Source organism: Haloarcula nitratireducens (assembly GCF_019599505.1).
The window spans coordinates 1-18,690 of the sequence record NZ_RKLT01000021.1 but is presented as its reverse complement, the minus strand read 5'-3'; the positions used below and the strand labels follow the sequence as shown (position 1 = coordinate 18,690).

The window sequence follows — 18,690 nt, the reverse complement described above, 5'->3', positions numbered from 1 at the left end:
GATGCGAGTTCCAGAGAAACAGTAGGTTCGTGAACTACTCACCGCCTTCGATGATTCCTTGAGTTTGTATCGCGCTCGCAATGACGACGCCAATACTACGGTACAGTCGCTGTCGCAGATGCCGATTGGCTCGACGGTGGGTCAACCAAAGACGCCTACATTTCGCCGTGGTATATAGCGACAATCAAACACCCATATTTCGACCGCCAGCAGGGACGACTGGCACTGGCCATTGTCAGTGAGGAGATCACCGAGTTCCACCAGTCCACTCCACCCCACTCTCTGAATTTTCCTTCGATGAACTTCGATATAACCAGAATTATCAGATATCCACTGAGGTCACGATGGATATAGATACATGCACATATTTACTTATGTACTCCTACACCTACTGCCAGAATCTCGCATTTTATATCTATATTGGCCTAATATCTGAGATGGGAGAATTACAAAGAGGCAAAGGTAGCAGTATTGGCTGAATTTATGAACAAAATAGGCAGGGAGATAAATTCATAATACATACTATGCGCCTATAAGTCGTATGATGATGGTGATGCGTATTCAATATCCAATCACAATCAATGTTGTCGGTCAATTTAATAGAATTGTTGGAACCAGATCCGTATTCTACATAGGAAAACTAACTTCGTCTCAATTAGCTATATTTCGGCACAGTTGAAAGGTCTGAGCTTATCTAGTCTGAAATGCCAAGTAATCATATAGAGGGTCATAACATACCTAACAAGCGCATTTCTAAGCTGTACTTCTTATGTATAGATTTGTCTTTTATCCTGAGATATCCTCGCTCTCGCCAATATATAACATAAGTACGTATGTTATAAGTGGAGATATCGATATGTGATGGATGCTAACAATCAGGTTGAAATAGATCGTTCTCTGAAAATCGTTCTTCTAATGATTACACTTCTATTGAACTCATAGGCGGAGTCATAGAGAGATGGAAACTACTAGCTATGAAGCTGGAGAAGCCGATTGTGTAGAAAACGATCTTTTTGCTGAATCAAATCTCCGGTACAAGCGGGCACCTCTTACTACTACCGGAGTGAGAGCATTCACATCTGTTGTAACAGCAAATACTCTACCAGCCATCTACTTCACAAGAGAGTAAACATTAATCTTGGATAACACTTATATAATTGGTTGGTTATACCTAGCATGCAGTATGCAACGACGTGAGTACATGCAAGGCTTGGCCAGTGCAGCCGGGATCGTTACCGTCTCAGCGACGGGCAAAGCACGCGAGATCCAAGACGTCGAAGGTTGCGGACCGCCATCCGAAGCTCCACCCGCGAAAGGCGACACAGTGTTCGGACTCGCCGAGCAGATCAAGCCAGTTCGCGTTGGGGTCATCGGACTCGGAAACCGCGGTTTTGGGATGACGCAGCTCATCGATGCGATGGCTCCGAACAAAGGCGTCATCAACGCAATCTGTGACATCCGAGAGGAGCCGGTACGTGAGATGCAACAGTGGATCGAAGAGGAGGGGAACAACGAGACACCTGCGACGTATGCGGGGTCGAAAAATAGCTGGAAGAAACTCGTCCAGCGAGACGATTTGGATCTGGTGTTTGTCTTCACCAACCATCAGAACCATGCCCAAATGGCAGAGTACGCCATGAAGAAGGGGAAACACGTAGCAGTGGAGGTCCCCATGGCGACTACCATCGAGGAGCTCTGGACGCTGGTGGACACCGCAGAGAGGACCCAGAAGAACTGCATGATGTTGGAGAACGTCTGCTACTTCGATACTGAGCTGTGGGTCCTGAATATGGTCCGTAACGGCGTCTTCGGCGACCAGTTGAACTACGCTTCCGGTGGGTACATCCACAACTTGGTAGCGGAATACTTCTTCCAGGCCTACTGGAACGACTGGCGTTCGCGGAACCACCGGAAGTACAAGGGCGACCTCTACCCCACCCATGGACTGGGGCCGATCGCCTTCTACATGGGGATTAACCGCGGCGATAGACTTCAGTTCATCTCCAGTCAAGAGAGTCCCGAGAGCCGACTGACGCAGCGTGCTGCGGAACTCCCCGAAGATCATTGGGCCCACGATATCGATGACTGGGAGAATGGAGATACGACCCGTTCGGAGATTCTCACAGCGCAGGACAGGCAGATTCACCTCCAGTTCGACGTGAAGACCAATCGTGGATACAGCCGGAAAAACGAACTCGCTGGTTCGGATGCGTACCATGAAGGGTTCCCGAGCAAACTTGCTGTCGACAACGAGGGTCACGGGTTCGTTGACGAAAGTACCTACGAGGAGTACTACGAAGAGCATCGTCACCCGCTATGGGTTCAGATGGAAGAAATCGCCAAAGAGTACGGTGGCCACGGTGGCGGCGACTTCCTAGAAATCTACCGTCTATTCGACGCGTTCAACAAGGGGCGTCCGCTCGACATGAACGTCTATGACGGCGCAGCTTGGAGCGCTGTCCGACCATTGTCGGCGATCTCGCTCGAACACGAGGGCATGCCGGTCAAGTTCCCCGACTTCACTCGGGGCCGCTGGGAAGAGGACCGCGAGCTACAGGTCATGGATTTCGACACGATATAGAACGCTTTCACCGCCACACTGCCTGAAGCCCCCCAATCTTCCCACCCCTATTATTCGATTCAGACATCATACACATATCAAAACTAATAAATACTATCAAATATATTTATAGATTATGGAGGAAAACTCCAGAAGTTTTGGACGAAGCGACAGCACTCATACTCGACGTCGATTCCTGCAGGGAGTCGGGACGATCGGGGTCGCGAACGCGGCGTTTCCAGGACAGGCAAGTGGCAAAAGCAGCGATGGTCGATCAGTAGACACTAACCCAGAAACAGAAGGGTCCACCGTGTCCGGGCAAAATTGGCCCACGACGCCGGAATGGTTGAAGTACATGGTTGAGAGCGCTGTACCAAGCGAAGGTCTAACGACGTGGGTACCGACCGGGTCATTCGATACGTCGTCGTTCGCACGCGTCGAACGGTACCCTCGAGAACTCGGTGATGTCGACCGGCGTGATCTCTCATTGTTCGGAGCCCGTAACGAACGGATCTCGGGGCAACTGGCAGTTCTCAGTAGCGAACCGATTGACACCCTCTCGTGTTCGGTGAGCACTCTCACTTCGTCGAACGACTGTATCTCAGCTGATGACATCGACGTCCGGTATGTCGGGTACGTACCGATCGAGAACGCCTATAGCGAGTACACTTGGTCAGCTACCTTCGAGGAGGTAGCCGACGACCCGCCTGGAAGCCGAAATCCCGACCTGGTGGGGGACCCACTACTGGAAGTCGACGAGGTTTCGGTTCCGTCGTACGAGGCTCAGCCGGTCTGGGTTACAATCGACGTCCCAACCGACGTGTCGCCCGGATCATACTCAGGGTCAATAACTATTGATGCTGGAGCACAGGGCTCAGTTGAGTACGCACTCGAACTCGACGTCTACGACGTAGCGGTCCCAGACCCCAGGGACTACGAGTTCTACCTCGATATCTGGATGAATCCGAACGCTATCGCGGCAGAGCACTCGGTTAACAGTCAGTCGAGTGATGTCGAGCCGTGGTCACGCCGTCATTGGGACCTAATCGAGAACTACATGCGAGATATGGCCGAGCGCGGCCAAAAGACGATTACGACGACCCTCATCCACGAGCCCTGGCAGCGTGAATGGCTCAACGGGGAGTGGCGTCCGCAGACAGAAATCGGGTACGACAGCATGGTAGAGTGGTACTTCGATGGTCAAGAGTGGTCGTTCGATTTCTCACGATTCGACGAATTCATCGAGACTGGTCTCGAACAGGGGATGGGGCCAGACATCAGCGCGTACTCGATGCTGGTATTCCGTGGTCAGCAGCGGATCACGTATGTCGACGAGCGGACGGGCGACCGAGCCGTTTGGAAGGGTGAGGCCGGCGCTCCATTCTGGCGAGAAGCGTGGACAGCATTTCTTAACGCGTTCGAACCCCACCTCAGAGAGAAAGGGTGGCTCGACCAGACCTACATCGCCTTTGACGAACGCCCTGAGGAACTGATGGAAGAAGTAGTCGACTTGCTCAAGGCGGTCGCACCAACATTCGTCGATAGACTCCACATCGCCGGTTCGATGGAAGTAGCGGACATCTCACATAATGTCGCCCCGTATTATGGCGCGCTTCCGCTAGAGGAGGATGTCGTCCAGCAGCGACGTGAGGAAGGTAAAGTCACCACCTTCTACACCGCGGGCGGCACCGCCCATCCAAATACCTTCTCGTTCTCGCCACCGGCAGAGGCGCGCATGCTTCCATGGATCGCCGCGCTGAATGGTCTTGACGGCTATCTCCGGTGGGCATACAATAGTTGGCCGAGTGATGTCTACACTGACCCGGTGTTTCGGTATATCCAGGGAGATGAATATTTGGTCTATCCAGGCGAGGACGGTCCGGTCTCTAGTATTGGCTGGGAACAGCTAACAGCGGGTATCGAAGATTACGAGCTTATCCATAAGCTCCGTGAACGAGCGAATAGCGACTCATCTGAAGTTCAGACGGCAATCGAACTCGCTACACGCGATCGCAACGCACGAGAAAAGGAACTCGACGATATCACTCGGGCAAAGCGATCTGTCCTAGAAGAACTGAGTTCAAGGTAGGCTCCTACTGTAGGCGCCAAATCTGTCTTCTGGGGCTCGGATCCGGTTTCTCTGTCACTTTCTCTCCCTTCAAGACGGAACGAACAACAGTGACTCGCTGCAGCGGACGATGTTTGTGTGCCAAATTCATGGTTGTCGACACTCATCATAAGCTGTACTTGGATCACTCCTGAACAAGGGCTCCGTTCCCCTAACTCATGAGCGAATTGCACTGACAAGTGGTTGTAGAGCCGCTAACCTCTTCTGATCGTCTGATCCTATGGCTGAGAATCAGCCAAATGCGAATAATGGTAGCAGTAATATTCATATCATCACAAGTTATTAGTGATATAGTTGTGAACCCGATAGTGCATGCCAGATAGTACCACGTTCGAGCGTCGTCGAGTACTGCAATCGATAGCCGGTTTCGGAGCGCTGTCGACAGGAATCGGTGTCGGAATGGCGAAGCAAGGTACCGATGGAACAACCGATACTTCGGCAATGGAGAACCTCGTTCCCGTCCCAGTCGATGTCAAATCGTCAGAGGCGGACTACACTCTCACGGAGAATACGGTCATCGAAGTCCGCGACGGGGAGGCGACCGGAGTCGCCGAATACCTCGCGGGACTTCTCCGTCCATCGACGGGCTACGAGCTCCCGATCATCGAAGGGTCGTCAACGGGGCCGGACGGAAGTATCTCACTCCGGCTCGCTCCTGACTCGTCGGATATCCACTCGCAAGGATATCGGCTACAGGTTAATGCGGACGGCGTACAGATACGCGCTAGTGAACCGGCAGGGCTATTCGCCGGCGTCCAGACGCTTCGGCAGCTCCTTCCGCCAGCTATCGAAGCAGACACAGAGCAATCCGCCGAGTGGACCGTCTCCGGTGGGCGCATTCGCGACTACCCACGATTCACGTACCGCGGAGCCCATCTGGACGTCGCCCGCCACTTCTTCGACGTCGAGACGGTCAAGCAGTACATCGATTATCTCGCACAGTACAAGGTAAATCATCTTCACCTCCATCTCACCGACGACCAAGGCTGGCGCATCGAAATCGACAGCTGGCCGAATCTCACCGACGAGGGTGCTGACTCGGAGGTCGGCGGCGGTTCCGGCGGGTACTATACCAAAGAAGAATACAAAGAAATCGTCCAGTACGCGCAAACCCGATTTGTCACGGTGATCCCGGAGATAGATATGCCGGGCCATACCGGTGCGGCGCTGGAGTCGTATGCCGAACTCAACTGCGACGGCGAGAAGCGACAGGAGGATACCGGCACGAACGTCGGCGACACCTCGCTGTGCCTCGATAAAGAGGTCACCTACGAGTTCATCGAGGACGTCATCAGTGAAGTTGCCGAAATGACCCCCGGTCCCTATCTCCATATCGGCGGCGACGAAGCACACACGCTCTCCGACAAGGAGTATAACGACTTCATGAACTGCGCCATTCCAATGGTCATCGAACAGGGCAAGCGCCCGATTGGCTGGCACCAGATTCTCGGTGCTGATCCGCCGGAACAGACGATCGGCCAGTTCTGGGGGACGAGCAGCGACGCGCCCGAAGTGGCCGCGGCTGCCGAGGCGGGCCACGAGTTGATTATGTCGCCCGCGACCGATGCTTACCTCGATATGAAGTACAACGAAGACACCGAATTGGGACTCGACTGGGCCGGATACACGCCCGTGCCCGACGCTTACGACTGGGACCCGGCCGGTTATATCGACGGGGTCGACGAGTCTTCGATTATGGGTCCCGAGACGGCGCTGTGGTCCGAGAATATCAGGACACTCTCCGACATCGAATTCATGCTGTTCCCCCGGTTCCCCGGCGTCGCCGAGCTCGGCTGGTCGCCCGAGGCGAAGACCGACGATTGGGACGAATTCAAGCATCGACTGGCGGCCCAAAGTCCGCGCTGGAACGTTCAGGACATCAACTACTATCAGTCTCCACAGGTCCCCTGGCCAGGGGAGTGAACTGCCTGTAGACATCGCTTCATTGGTGGTAGCGCTTCACCGGAATGCCATTCCAGTAACCGACGCTTCGGAACCACAGCACGACAGTTTCCGAACGGCCTCACAGACACGGGCCGTGAACTCAGATACTGCGGATTATCTGTGATTTCGGCCATTTCTCGTTTCGAGATTCGTGTTCATCATCTGCTTATACGAACTTCAGCTAAACCACAGAGGGTTGTACGAGAATATTACTAAGTGAAGCAAATATAACGATATTCAATGCAGAACCGTCAGCTGATTCAGTTACCGAGGAGAAATTCGGATGTATCGCGCAGGTCGTCAGATTCAACGATGGTATCCGCCGCAGCTATCGCCGCGTCCGGAACGCGTTCGTCCGGATCGAACAGTACCGCAGTGTCTGCCTCTTCGAACGCTTCCGTATCAGTGTGTGAGTCACCGACATATCGTATCTCAGTCTCAGACAATTCGTCACGAAACTCTCGCAGTAACTCTCCCTTTCTTGAGGGACCGACGTCGACGTCGATATCCGACAGCTGTCCGTCGCTAAAGCGGAGAAAGTTTCCTCGGATGAACTCGGGGTCGTACTGTTCGAAACGGTACGTCAAATTTCCCACGCCAGCGCTGAGTATCCCGAATGGAATGCTCTCCCGTTCAAGGGACTTGAGAACTTCCGTGGCACCTTCCTTGGGTTTGACTGCACGAGTAGCGCGGTCGATATCCGTAGCCGTAACTCCTGCATTGCGCCACGTATCGGCCGTCATCCGACACCATTCTTCGAACGTAACCTCGCCCGACTCGTACCTTGCCATGAGCTCTTCACCGGCCTCTGCAGTCCCGTAGAGCGTGTGCAATAGCTTGAATCCGCCCCGCTGTCGTGTTAGTGTCCCATCGAAATCGAATACGACGATTCGGCGCATTTACCGTTCTGCAACGACTTCGATCTCGACGTCGATGTCGACCGGCAGTTTCACGACTTCGACAGCGCTCCGGGCCGGATACGGCGCAGACATGAGTTCGCCGTAGACGTCATTGACCTCGTCGTAGTATCGCATGTCTTTGACGAACACCGTCGATTTCACGACATCGTCAAGCGATGCGTCACCCGCTTGGAGGACGGCTTCGATATTCTGTAACGTGCGCCTCGTCTGTTCCGCCGGGGAACCGGAGACGACGTCACCAGTCTCGGGGTCAACCGGACCCTGACCGGAAACGTAGATTCGGTCTCCGCTAGCGATACCCTGCGAGTACGGTCCAATACTGTCTGGTGCGTCGTCGGTGGTTAGCTCTTCCATGGATTGTATCTTACTGCGGTTGTTCGTCGGCATCGTACATCTCGTTGAGGAACGGCGTGGCGAGCCCGGTCGTCAGTCCTCCGTCGAGGACGACGTTTTCCCCGGTTATGAAGCTCGACCGCTCCGACGCGAGAAACAGCGCCGTGTCGGCGACCTCCTCGGGTGTCCCAAAGCGGCCTAAGGGGTACTGATCGAGCCATTGATCTCGAGCACTCGTTTCGTTAGTGCGCTGTTCGGTGTTCTCCATCTCCCGTCGCCTGTTCTCAGTTTCGATGGTCCCGGCGGAGAGGACATTCGATCGGACGCCGTGCTGGCCATAGTGTGCGGCGATGTTTCTCGAGAGGGCCAAGAGGCCGCTCTTGGCTTCTGAATAGCCCGAGAGACCGATCCCAAATAGGCCGTTGACCGAACCCATGTGAATCATCGAGCCACCGCCACTTGCCACCATGGCCGGTAACACCTCCTTGCTCAATAGGAACTGACTCTTGAGGTTCAGATCGAGCATCCGCTCGAACGTCTCCTCGTCACAGCGGTGCAACAGGTTCGCGGATTCGTCGGACCCGCCTGCGTTATTCACGAGCGCTCGGATGCCACCGAACTCCTCGATAGTCTGATCGACGAGGTCTCGGACCGCGTCCGAGTCGGTCACGTCGCACTCGAACGGAACGACTCGTCCGTCGTGTTCGTCGGTTAGCTCCGTCGCGACGGTCTCGACGTCGTCGTACGATCGCGAGCAAATCGCCACGTCGCCGCCTGACTCGGCAAATCGTGCCGCGATTTCTCGGCCGATTCCGCGAGACGCGCCGGTTACGATCGCTGGACGGTCCCGTAGGGATAACTCTACCATGTCGGTTTCACCCACGGCGTCGTCCCCCTTGAACTTTTTTCTTGCCGGGTCACGAGATTCGATACTCCTCGATTGCATCTTCGTTGACTGAGATACCGAGGCCGGGGCCACGCGGGGCGGGGAGACATCCGTCACTGACTTCGAAAGGCGCCTCGATGACGTCGTCCTCCCACCCGTAGTACGTCGAGTCCGGTGGCAAAGAGAAACCGGGAATTCCAGTGAACGCGTGGAGGATCGCAGCCGTTCGGATACCGAGGTCAAACGCACAGTGATGCGTGAACGGAACGCCGGCATCTTCGAGGACGGCTGCCTGCTGGCGGAGCCCACTGATCCCGCCCGCTGGCGTCAGATCGATGACGCCGACGTCCATCGCACCGGCCTCGACGAGCGACTGGATGTTGTGCGAGATATAGGTATCTTCGTTGGGTGCGATCGGCTGTCGCAACCGCTGCCGGAGCCGGGATAGTGACCGGTGAGCGTCGACTCGGATCGGCTGTTCCATGTACTGGAGGTAAATTCCCTCGTCTTCGAGCATCGCACCGACACGGACCGCTTGGTCGAGCGTCCAGCCCTGGTTGGGGTCGAGCCGGAACTCCAGTTGTCCGTCGACTTCATCGTGCATCGCACTAATCCGCTTAACGTCCTCACGCCAGTCCATCCCCGCTTTGGTCTTGAGAACGTTGAATCCGGCTTCGAGCGCTTCTCTGGCCTTGGCACGTGACTCATCTAGCGGGAGAATTCCTAGACAGAACGCAACGGGAACGGCGTCCGGTGCCGTACTATCGCCGTCGATCGCTTGTCTATGCTGTTGAGAGCCCTGCGACGGCGCCGTCCACCCGCCGAGGAGCTCGTACACCGGCCGATCGAGCGTTTTGCCGACGATATCCCAGCAGGCCGTCTCGACGGCCGAGAAGAACATGTCGACGTTTGTATACTCCACAAACACCTGCCGCCGGAGTCGCTCGATTTCAAACGGTGATTGGCCCTGAATCATCGGTCCGACGCCATCCTCAAGTATGGACTCGGTCGCGGCCGGCGACAGGAAGACACGCATTTCGCCCCAGCCGCTGACGCCCTCGTCCGTATCAACGCGGACGAGGACACGTTCCATTGATTCCAGGTGGCCGTGATTCGTCACGTACGGACCGATACCCAGACGTTCGTCTAAATCAACCAGCGGCATATCTACAGTCACCGCTGTTACGTCAGTTATCTCCATACCGTTTCCTCGGCTGGGAAATAATATCAAAGTACCGCTTCCGGTGATTACTCTATGGCGTCGATTGCGTTGCCGACCCACTCCAGCGATGATTCGGGCAACAGCCCGTAATTGTAGAAGGAAACTCGAGGGACATCTTCGTCACTGAGTCGCTGGAGCATGTCGACGACGGTCGCCTCGTCGGAGACCGCCGGATGGCCGGGCAAGAGACCGACGTGAATCGGGACGTCGCCTGCGATATCGTCGACGATTCCGTACTGCTCCATCACCTCTTCGCCGGTGGACTCGTAGGCTGGGAGACAGTAGTAGTCGACATACCTTGATAGCTCGTCGAGATCCGCGCCGACCATCCACTCTCGACCTGGGTCCGGGACACCGACGTAGTAGCCCAGCGGCGTCTCGCCTGCAGCAGTGGCTAGCTCGGCATAGAGCGATGTGAGGGTTTGTTCACGCACGTCCACGTACGCACTGACGGCCGCGTGACTGTCGAGCCACTCCTCTGGCGAGCAATCGTGTGGAACGGTCCCGTCGATGATTCCGTCGAGCGTCTCGACGACTGTCTCTCGAACTTGATCGACATCGACACCAGCGGCCGATGCGTTCGACTGACAGTGCGGGCAGAAACACAGGCCGAAGAGAAATTCTCCTAGGGTGCCCAGCCGAGCGTGTATCTTCTGGTGATGCCAGCCGAACCCGGTCCCGTAGAAGTAATCGAACGTCTCTAGCTCGACCCGGCCGATCCCTTCTCGGGAAGCGATATCTTCGACGAGCGTCGCGAGGTATGTTCTGACGGCCGGTTGTGATGGGCAGAGGCCAAACACCAGGTCGTCGCCGTAAGCCGATTCGAGCGTGTACTGTCGGTTGTTCAGCCCCAGTCGGGAGTTGTGGCAGCCAACAGTCCAAGACGTCAAGTCGAGTTCCGTCAACCTCTCAGCAATCTCCGCTACCCAGTCACCGTCCATCCCCTCATATGGAACCGGTTCAAGCGCTCCGTACTCTTGCCCGGGATCAAAGTACGAACTTGCGCGGGCGAAAATCGTCCGTCGTTCGGGATTGTGCGGTGTAAACGCCTGAACCGTATGATAGTTTGTCGCCAGGTTCAGTTCTCCGATGCCGAGCGCCTGTAAGCGTGTTTCGACCGCTTCCGGCCCCTCTTCGAGGATGTCCCATGGATAGATCCAGGTAGCGAACTCCATACCCTGACCTCCACCGGCGCGATAATAAAAGTGAAGGCGACTACTCTTTGACTGCGCCCGCCGTCATCCCGGTGACGATGTACTGCTCAAGGAAGGCGAACAAGATCAGGAGCGGAATGATGCCAATGACCGACACCGTCAGCATCATCCGCCAGTCGGTCTGGAGCGCGCCGACCATCGAGAAGACGCCGCGTGGGACGTTGTATTTGCCACTATCGGTCAGGAACGTCAGGACGAATAGCAGTCGATTCCACGCGTAGAGGAACGTGTACGTGATGCTAGCGACGAGCGCTGGTTTAGTCAGCGGCAGGACAATCTTCGTGAGGATCTGGAATTGACTGGCACCGTCGATTCGGGCTGACTCCTCCAGTTCGATTGGAATCGTCTTGAAGTAGCCATACAGCATCCAGACGTTGAACGGTAGCGTGAACGCCGCGGCGGGGATGATGACGGCGAAATAAGTGTTGTAGAAGTTCAGTTGGACGATGACGTCGAACAGACCGACGATGAGGACAACTGGAGCGAACATCTGGACGACCAGGACCGCCAAGAGGAACGTCCGCTTTCCGACGAAGTCGTTACGAGCACACGAGTAGCCAGCGGGGATAGCGAGCAGCAGCGTCAACGCTACTGTTCCCAGGGAAATGAGGAAGCTGTTCCCGATCCAGAGTAACACGTCCGTCTGCGTCCAGACCTGAAAGTACGCTTCGAAGGTCGGATTTCTCGGGAACAGCGTCGCCGGCGAGTTGAACATCTCCTGCGAGGGCTTGAGCGTGCTGGTGAACATCGTATAGAACGGGAACATCATGATTCCCAGCAACGCGATGAGGATTCCGTAGATGCGAACCTTGCGAAGGCCGCTCCGGTCGTGTCCAGCCATCGTCATAGCTCTTCACCTCCGCTTGTGTAGACGCGCAGGTAGATGACTGCGAACACTCCTAAGATGACGAAGCCAATGACGCTGTAGGCCGCGCCAAGACCGAGGTTGCCTTGGGCGAAGGCCGTCTCGAAGATCCAGATGACCAGCGTCGCCGTGCTGTTTATCGGGCCGCCGCCAGTCATCGTCCAGATAACGTCGAAGCTGACGAACGTCCAGATAGTCGAGAGCAGTGTCGCGATGAGTAGCACGCTCTTCAGTTGGGGGAGCGTGACATACCGGAACTGGTGCCACTTTTCGGCGCCGTCAACGGCGGCGGCCTCATAGAGCTGTTCGGGGATGGACTGGAGACCCGCGAGGATGATGATGGCCATAAATGGCGTCCCGATCCAGGCATCGGCGACGACGACACCAAGCCACGCAGTCTGGGGATTGCCGAGAATACCGATTCCCTGTTCTATCACGCCGAGTTTCAACAGAATCGTGTTGATATAGCCGTACTGCGGATGTTCCATCCATCGGAAGACCACGGCCGAGATAGCGTAAGGAATGCCCCACGGGATGAGAAAACCTGTTCGGAAGAACTTCCGGCCTCTAATGTCACTCTTGAGGTGGAGTGCAATGAGGAGTCCGAGGGTGGTCTTTAGGAAGACGGAGACGACTACCCATCGGCCAGTTTGCCAGACCAGCTGGTAGAATATCTGGCTGTTGAGTATAGTGGTGTAATGCTGGAATCCGATAAAGGTCTGCGTCGTAGCGGATTCAGGCGCTCGATACAGCGATAGTCGGAACGTCTCGAAGATCGGATACCCGACCACCGAGAGGAGGAAGAGCGCCGCTGGCGCGATCAGCAAGTATGCTCGATAGTTCCGCCGAAGGTATCCGACGGTCTGTTCGTATCGCGAGTCCGGCGTACTTTCTGTGTATTGTTCGGCAGTTCCCATTAGTTACTCATGAGCTCTTTCAGGTCACTCTGTGCGTCGTCGAGTGCCTGTTTGGGCTGTTTCTGTTCGGCCAGCGCCTCTTGGATCGCTTGGACCATCCGACTGTTGAACTGATTGAACTGCTTGAGCTTCGGCCGAGCGCGAGCGTACTCACTCGCCTTGACGAAGGGAGCCCAATTTTTCGACTCCGTGAAGTAGTCGCGTTCCAGGACGTCTTTGGTCACTGGGAGGAAGCCCTTCTGCTTCGAATACTGGAAGCGACGTTCCTCGTCGTAATAGAAGTCGATGAAGTCATACGCTAAGTCCTGAACTTCGCTCTGGCTGAACACGGCGAGTGTGTCGATGGTGTAGAGGCTGTATCGAGCGGCGGGTCCCTTGGGTACCTGCACGATACCGTAATCGAAGTCGGCTTCCCCATTCTCCTTGGCACTCTCGATATTCAGCCCCGTGTAGACGTGTCCGATGACCATCCCGAGTTCACCGGCTTCGAAGAGCTGGCGGATGTCCTGACGGGTCGAGGACAGGGGCGAGGACTGGGTCACTTGGTGCTCATTTGCGAGGTCGGTGTAGAACGACAATGCATCCACGGCTTCGGGCGTGTTGACGACTGGTTTCATCGACGTCGCATTGTCTCCCTGATCGCTGACCAGGTCCGCACCGTAGGACCAGTGATAGTGATAGTACTGTGATCCGGTTTCGATGGCGTCAGCTCCCGCGAGTCCGAGAGCGGGCTTCGAGACGTTATCCGAATTCTTGATTTGCTTTGCGGCCGCCAGCATCTCCTGCCAAGAGTTCAGCGAGGGATTCTCCGGATCGAGGCCGGCCTGCTCGAAGATGTCCTTATTGTAGTACAGACACTTGTTCGAGGCTGCCCACGGGACGCCGTAGTAATGGTCTTGGTATCGGGTCCCATTGGCGACGCCTTCGGGGAACTTGTCAAGGAATTCCCCCTGCATCAGGTCGTCTAGGGAGACGAGCGCGTCTTTCCCTACCAACTGCGGAATCCATCGTGCGGGCCACCGGGCGACGTCAGGGGCTTTGTTGCCATCGACTCGGTTGTTCACCGTTGTCTTGGCGTTATCCCAGGTGACACTCGTGAACTCGACGTTGACGTCGTGCTCCTCTTCGAATTTCGTATTGTTCTCTTGGAAGAAGTTCTTGATATTGTCGCCGACGCCCATCGTGAGGAACTGGATGGTCTGCTGACCACCGCCACCACCACTGCTCCCGTTCCCGCCACCGCCGTCGCCGCCATCGCTACCACCGTCGCCGCTACAGCCAGCGATAGCGATGGCACCACCGGCACTCAGGGCCTGCAGTAGTTGTCGACGGTCGATGCTGTCCTGATCAGAGTCGGGCATATCACTCGGCTGCATCATTTGATTGACTTAGCTCCATATACATAATTGTTTGTGTTGATATTGTGAACTCACGTTTCACACGTTGTGTTCATGAATTGCGGCGAGGAGGGACGCGAGTTCCTCCCCGATGAACGAGCGGAGCTGCTCCCCGGTTTCGGCGCTGGCCTGTTCAGGGGCACCGATAGCTCCCGAGTCGGAATATGATTCGAACGGTCGATACACGGAGACGGAGCCGCCGTCAAGGAGATCTTGTCCACCCCAAGGGTAGTGTTCGTCCAGTAATTCGCCGTCTCGCTTATCGGGTTCGCCCACAAGATCTGGCCGGAGAGCGAGCATGAGCGACGTTTCAAACTCACCACCATGTGCCATCCCACCAGTCTCGGTCGTTCGTATCTCTTCGATCAGCTCCGGTACCAGTTCGAAGTACGTCGTTCCGAGCACCTCTGCGTCGGTTTCGACCCCAACGGTACTGACGACGGCATCGACGAGTGGCCCGTTTCCACCGTGGCCATTGACGAACAAAACGGCATCAAATCCGTTTTCGAGACCGGTGTGTGCGATATCTTCGAGGATGGCGCGCATGTGTGCGAACTCCAGTGATAATGTCCCACCAAGCGAAAGGTGGTGTGGAGAGTAACCGCTCCAGACAGGCGGCGTAACGACGACCGGTTCGTCGTCGAGATAATCGAATGCGGCGTCGACCATCGCTTCTGCGAGGAGCGTGTCAGTAATGACCGGCAAGTGGTCTCCATGTTGCTCCACACTACCGACTGGAATCACCAGTACAGATCCCGGTTGGGCGCCGACTGCTTGGATTTGACTGGCGGACATGCCAGCCCACTCGTTACTACGTTGGCCGATAGCGTCGTATAGCATCTTACGTAGACTCCGTCCGCTGTAGATCGTTGACTGCGACTCGCTGCCCATCAGTATCGAACAGGTGAATATCACTCTCGTCGAACCCAAGCGTGATTCGATCGTCCCGTTCTGGGCTATACTCGCTATCGACGCGGGCCACGACCTCCTGTGACTCGTCTACAGTCTGCAAGTTCAGGAAATTGTCCGACCCCATTGGTTCGACGACGTCGACGATCGTCTCGATGTAGCCACCCTCGTCCTCTACGACGAAGTCTTCCGGCCGTACGCCGAGTGTGTACTCGCCGTCTGGGACATTGATATCGATAGTAAACGTAGAAGTAGCCGATTCGAATCTGACGCCATCGGCGGTGTTCGTCGCAGTAACCTCGAAGAAATTCATCGACGGTGACCCGATGAATCCCGCAACGAACTCGTTGTTCGGCTCATCGTAACACTGCTCGGGCGGGTCGACCTGTTGTAATCTGCCGTCGTTCAGGATGACGATTCGATCCGCCATCGTCATCGCTTCTGTCTGATCGTGGGTGACGTAGACGGTCGTGATGCCGAGTTCCTCTTGGATCCGCTGGATCTCGGTCCGCATCTGTGTCCTAAGTTTCGCATCAAGGTTCGAGAGCGGCTCGTCCATGAGGAACACTGCTGGGTCGCGGACGATGGCTCGTCCCAGTGCCACACGTTGTTGTTGGCCGCCAGACAGCTGTTTCGGAAGATCGTCCATGAGGTCTGATATCTCCAGCATTTCGGCTGCCTCCTCGACACGCTGGTCAATCTGGTCCTCGAACTCCTCCGAGAGGCGCAGTCCAAAGGACATATTCTCACGAACGGTCATATGCGGGTACAGCGCGTAGTTCTGGAACACCATCGCGATGTCCCTGTCTTGCGGACGAACGTCATTGACTACTTCGTCACCGATGGATATCTCGCCGTCAGTAACCGTTTCCAGTCCAGCAACCATCCGAAGCGTGGTTGATTTACCACAGCCTGACGGACCGACTACGACGACGAACTCCCCGTCTCCCACGGCTAGGGACAGTTCTTCGACAGCGAGGACGTCGTCTTCATATACTTTGGTCACGTCCGTTAGTGTAACTTCGCTCATACCGAGTATGCGAAGAGTCGCCATCGCGCATAATAAATGTTGGTAGTATGGGCGGCAGTGGGATAGACAGTCACGTTGAAACGAATCTAATGTGCCGATAGAGCTACCGAAAGCCAAGTAGACGGTATCAGGTTCACTTTCCAGCCTTCTGGACAGCACGGCCAATTATAGTATCAGATGGCCTCTAAGCCGACGAATACCGACGAAGCAACCGTAACAATTCAAAGAGACAGAGTTGGTAGTATCTCTTAACACAGTTGAAAGAGAGCTTATTTTCACCATATGGTGAACGAGGTTTGTAATCGGGTTTGAGAAGCCTTGAGATCTGGGTATTGCCAAGTACAACATAGGGAGATTGATTCGTGTTGACTATTATCACGGCTCAAAACTACGCTCGCCTCGGTAGATAACAAATGTACATATATTAGTCTATAAGTATCGGAAGATGAACCCCAGTTTTTCAATGTGGTTGGAAACATTTTGCAGCCTTGGGCAAAATTTTTTATCCGGGACGAATTAGCGTGTGGTATGCCTGACCAAGCGAACAAGACTATCAATTCAGTCGAAACGACGTTAGATATTCTGTCCGCGCTGAGCGGACTTGAACCGATCACCCTCTCTGAACTCGCTACTCATGTGGAGGTGCCAACCAGTACACTCTATATTCACCTCAATACGCTCATCGAGCGAGGGTATGTTGTGAAAGAGTCAAACGAATATCGACGATCATTCCGATTTCTTGAACACGGCGGCAGTGTTCGTCAACAACTGGACGCCAGTCAGCTACTCCAAAACAAAGTTGAGGAAATTAGTCGCAAAACCGGCGAAATAGCCGGGGTTGGGCTTGAAGAAAACGGTCGTCGCGTCATCGCATATCGAAGTTCCGGAAAAAAAGCTGCCGGCGACGAAATCCCGATCGGCAATCACACGCATATGCACTGGACGTCACTCGGTAAAGCCATTCTCGCGAACCTGCCACCAGAGAAACGAGACGAGATAGTTGAGAACTCCGGTCTCCCCGTAGGAACCGATAACACATTGGATTCGCCCCAAGAGCTCGAAACCGAGCTCGAACAGATTCGGGAGCAGGGATACGCCATCGACGATGAGGAACATCTGCGTGGCGTCCGTGGAATTGCTGTGCCGATATTCGATGAGGAACAAGATGTCCTAGTCTCTTTTGGAATTACCGGTCCTCGAGATCGGTTTACAACTAAGTATATGGCGAATTTGCTAGATGTACTCAGATATGCTAAAAACGAAATTGAAGTCCAGAATCAATACCACGATTATAGAACTATTGATGGATAATCCCCAGTATACTTAAATTAGCGAATGCCAATATCTACAAAATAATTATTAGCAGCTATACTGGCTAAATCCCTGGATACATCGGCAATTTCGAGAAGGAAGGGGTCAGCTAAGTGGTGTATCGTTTCAGCTGAGCTGTTTAGGGCGTTCGTCACCGATTAAGTATAGTTGACTCGAGGAGGAACTCAGGTCTCAACCTGTTGAATCAGTTCTCGGATCGCATTCTGTTTCTGACAGCCGATCACAGAAAAGAGGACAACAGCGCCGATCAACGCTACTGCCGAGATGACCTGTCCATTGGCCAGCTCCCCGCCGGCGTAGGCAGTAATAACGTATGCTGGGAGGCGGCCGACGATAATAACGGCGAGAAACGTTCGGAGTCGCCACGTCGTAAGGCCACTCAGAAAGCAGATTGCGTCATCTAGAAGCCCGGGAATAAGAACGAACTTTGATTCTGTATAATAGATAGTCGTACCACAATCGGAGCGACCAGTCCCGAACTCCGATTCACACCTACTGTCGCTCGACACGCAGTGGTGCCGCCCGAGAGTCTACATCACTTACCTCCAACTCTTGAACATCAAATGACCGAGCTTCTTGTCGGCACCGCTCATAAACGGTTTCAGCCCAGTTACGAGCCTCGAGGGAGGCCGTATCGATCACAGCTTCTATCGTAGTCGTTAGAAGTAATTACTCACTTTTGGAAGAGATAGCTGGTCGAGAGCAGTGTCGATTGCCGAGGTTAGTTCATCAAGCGAGTCAAAGAATCGGTTGCTAAGAGCGTCTTGGAGTTGTCGCCAACACTCTTCAACAGGATTGAGTTCCGGAGAATACGACGGTAACGTCACGAAGGTGAGGTCGTCACGGGCCGCTAGGTCCGTGACGGCCGACGCCTGGAAATACGGCGCCCCATCTAGAACGACAATTAAGTCATCTTCGAATTCTTTGCATAATGCCAAAATGAAATGTTTTGCGTGGTCGGCGGTGACGTACTCTTCGAATCGGGAGAAAAAGCGATCACCGTCCTCGGTGATCGCGCCTAGCAGACACGTCC

At 54.8% G+C, this 18,690-nt stretch carries 15 protein-coding genes and 1 pseudogene; 4 read left to right on the top strand and 12 right to left on the bottom strand.

Annotation, left to right across the window (positions count from 1 at the left end):
- Positions 1-1,183 precede the first annotated feature (1,183 nt).
- From EGH23_RS21785 to EGH23_RS21775, 3 genes are all read left to right on the top strand, one after another.
- Positions 1,184-2,581: a Gfo/Idh/MocA family protein gene (locus EGH23_RS21785; RefSeq protein ID WP_220582100.1), complete on the top strand. Its 1,398-nt coding sequence runs from the start codon at positions 1,184-1,186 to the stop codon at positions 2,579-2,581.
- Positions 2,582-2,915: 334 nt separating this feature from the next.
- Positions 2,916-4,649, top strand: a complete 1,734-nt coding sequence (locus EGH23_RS21780; RefSeq protein ID WP_220582099.1) for a DUF4091 domain-containing protein — start codon at positions 2,916-2,918, stop codon at positions 4,647-4,649.
- A gap of 480 nt (positions 4,650-5,129) precedes the next feature.
- The gene (locus EGH23_RS21775) at positions 5,130-6,611 is read left to right on the top strand and encodes a beta-N-acetylhexosaminidase (protein ID WP_236045006.1); all 1,482 of its coding nucleotides are present in this window, start codon (positions 5,130-5,132) and stop codon (positions 6,609-6,611) included.
- Between the two features lie 281 nt (positions 6,612-6,892).
- Here EGH23_RS21775 and EGH23_RS21770 read toward each other — a convergent pair whose 3' ends face one another.
- Genes EGH23_RS21770 through EGH23_RS21725 form a run of 10 tightly spaced genes read right to left on the bottom strand, consistent with a single transcriptional unit; the run spans position 6,893 to position 16,325 of the window.
- Entirely contained in the window at positions 6,893-7,531 is a 639-nt protein-coding gene (locus EGH23_RS21770; protein ID WP_220582097.1) for an HAD family hydrolase, read from the bottom strand.
- On the bottom strand, positions 7,532-7,906 hold the full coding sequence (locus EGH23_RS21765; RefSeq protein WP_220582096.1) for a Rid family detoxifying hydrolase: 375 nt from the start codon (positions 7,904-7,906) through the stop codon (positions 7,532-7,534).
- 10 nt (positions 7,907-7,916) lie between these two features.
- Entirely contained in the window at positions 7,917-8,753 is an 837-nt protein-coding gene (locus EGH23_RS21760; protein WP_220582095.1) for an SDR family NAD(P)-dependent oxidoreductase, read from the bottom strand.
- A gap of 49 nt (positions 8,754-8,802) precedes the next feature.
- Positions 8,803-9,972: a mandelate racemase/muconate lactonizing enzyme family protein gene (locus tag EGH23_RS21755; protein WP_220582094.1), complete on the bottom strand. Its 1,170-nt coding sequence runs from the start codon at positions 9,970-9,972 to the stop codon at positions 8,803-8,805.
- A gap of 47 nt (positions 9,973-10,019) precedes the next feature.
- Positions 10,020-11,168, bottom strand: coding sequence for a hypothetical protein (locus tag EGH23_RS21750; RefSeq protein ID WP_220582093.1), 1,149 nt, complete (start codon positions 11,166-11,168; stop codon positions 10,020-10,022).
- Positions 11,169-11,208: 40 nt separating this feature from the next.
- On the bottom strand, positions 11,209-12,054 hold the full coding sequence (locus EGH23_RS21745) for a carbohydrate ABC transporter permease (protein WP_220582092.1): 846 nt from the start codon (positions 12,052-12,054) through the stop codon (positions 11,209-11,211).
- Positions 12,051-12,989 (bottom strand): carbohydrate ABC transporter permease, encoded by a 939-nt coding sequence (locus EGH23_RS21740; RefSeq protein WP_220582091.1) that lies wholly within the window; start codon positions 12,987-12,989, stop codon positions 12,051-12,053. Before EGH23_RS21740 ends, EGH23_RS21745 begins: the two co-directional genes overlap by 4 nt.
- Positions 12,989-14,368: an ABC transporter substrate-binding protein gene (locus EGH23_RS21735; protein ID WP_425433262.1), complete on the bottom strand. Its 1,380-nt coding sequence runs from the start codon at positions 14,366-14,368 to the stop codon at positions 12,989-12,991. The genes EGH23_RS21740 and EGH23_RS21735 overlap by 1 nt, the downstream gene beginning before the upstream one ends.
- A 57-nt stretch (positions 14,369-14,425) precedes the next feature.
- Positions 14,426-15,226 carry a creatininase family protein gene (locus EGH23_RS21730; RefSeq protein ID WP_220582089.1) on the bottom strand — a complete coding sequence of 267 codons (801 nt, stop codon included), beginning with the start codon at positions 15,224-15,226 and terminating at the stop codon, positions 14,426-14,428.
- Position 15,227: 1 nt separating this feature from the next.
- A complete protein-coding gene (locus EGH23_RS21725) occupies positions 15,228-16,325 on the bottom strand; it encodes an ABC transporter ATP-binding protein (RefSeq protein WP_220582088.1) in 1,098 nt (365 codons plus the stop codon).
- A gap of 528 nt (positions 16,326-16,853) precedes the next feature.
- Here EGH23_RS21725 and EGH23_RS21720 point away from each other — a divergent pair.
- Positions 16,854-17,636 carry an IclR family transcriptional regulator gene (locus tag EGH23_RS21720; protein ID WP_220582087.1) on the top strand — a complete coding sequence of 261 codons (783 nt, stop codon included), beginning with the start codon at positions 16,854-16,856 and terminating at the stop codon, positions 17,634-17,636.
- A 185-nt stretch (positions 17,637-17,821) separates the two neighbouring features.
- Here the strand turns inward: EGH23_RS21720 and EGH23_RS27300 are convergent.
- Together EGH23_RS27300 and EGH23_RS21715 are read right to left on the bottom strand one after the other, a co-directional pair.
- Positions 17,822-18,082, bottom strand: a pseudogene (locus EGH23_RS27300) (TVP38/TMEM64 family protein); the annotation flags it as partial.
- 234 nt (positions 18,083-18,316) lie between these two features.
- The coding region (locus tag EGH23_RS21715) for an IS630 family transposase (RefSeq protein WP_220582086.1) at positions 18,317-18,690 on the bottom strand (374 nt) is incomplete at its 5' end.

Bases quoted from the DNA above. Each gene is read 5' to 3' on its own strand.
- EGH23_RS21730 (WP_220582089.1), bottom strand. From the start codon at position 15,226: ATGCTATACGACGCTATCGGCCAACGTAGTAACGAGTGGGCTGGCATG.
- EGH23_RS21760 (WP_220582095.1), bottom strand. From the start codon at position 8,753: ATGGTAGAGTTATCCCTACGGGACCGTCCAGCGATCGTAACCGGCGCG.
- EGH23_RS21780 (WP_220582099.1), top strand. From the start codon at position 2,916: ATGGTTGAGAGCGCTGTACCAAGCGAAGGTCTAACGACGTGGGTACCG.
- EGH23_RS21745 (WP_220582092.1), bottom strand. From the start codon at position 12,054: ATGACGATGGCTGGACACGACCGGAGCGGCCTTCGCAAGGTTCGCATC.
- EGH23_RS21750 (WP_220582093.1), bottom strand. From the start codon at position 11,168: ATGGAGTTCGCTACCTGGATCTATCCATGGGACATCCTCGAAGAGGGG.
- EGH23_RS21725 (WP_220582088.1), bottom strand. From the start codon at position 16,325: ATGAGCGAAGTTACACTAACGGACGTGACCAAAGTATATGAAGACGAC.
- EGH23_RS21740 (WP_220582091.1), bottom strand. From the start codon at position 12,989: ATGGGAACTGCCGAACAATACACAGAAAGTACGCCGGACTCGCGATAC.
- EGH23_RS21775 (WP_236045006.1), top strand. From the start codon at position 5,130: ATGGAGAACCTCGTTCCCGTCCCAGTCGATGTCAAATCGTCAGAGGCG.
- EGH23_RS21720 (WP_220582087.1), top strand. From the start codon at position 16,854: ATGCCTGACCAAGCGAACAAGACTATCAATTCAGTCGAAACGACGTTA.
- EGH23_RS21735 (WP_425433262.1), bottom strand. From the start codon at position 14,368: ATGATGCAGCCGAGTGATATGCCCGACTCTGATCAGGACAGCATCGAC.
- EGH23_RS21765 (WP_220582096.1), bottom strand. From the start codon at position 7,906: ATGGAAGAGCTAACCACCGACGACGCACCAGACAGTATTGGACCGTAC.
- EGH23_RS21785 (WP_220582100.1), top strand. From the start codon at position 1,184: ATGCAACGACGTGAGTACATGCAAGGCTTGGCCAGTGCAGCCGGGATC.
- EGH23_RS21755 (WP_220582094.1), bottom strand. From the start codon at position 9,972: ATGGAGATAACTGACGTAACAGCGGTGACTGTAGATATGCCGCTGGTT.
- EGH23_RS21770 (WP_220582097.1), bottom strand. From the start codon at position 7,531: ATGCGCCGAATCGTCGTATTCGATTTCGATGGGACACTAACACGACAG.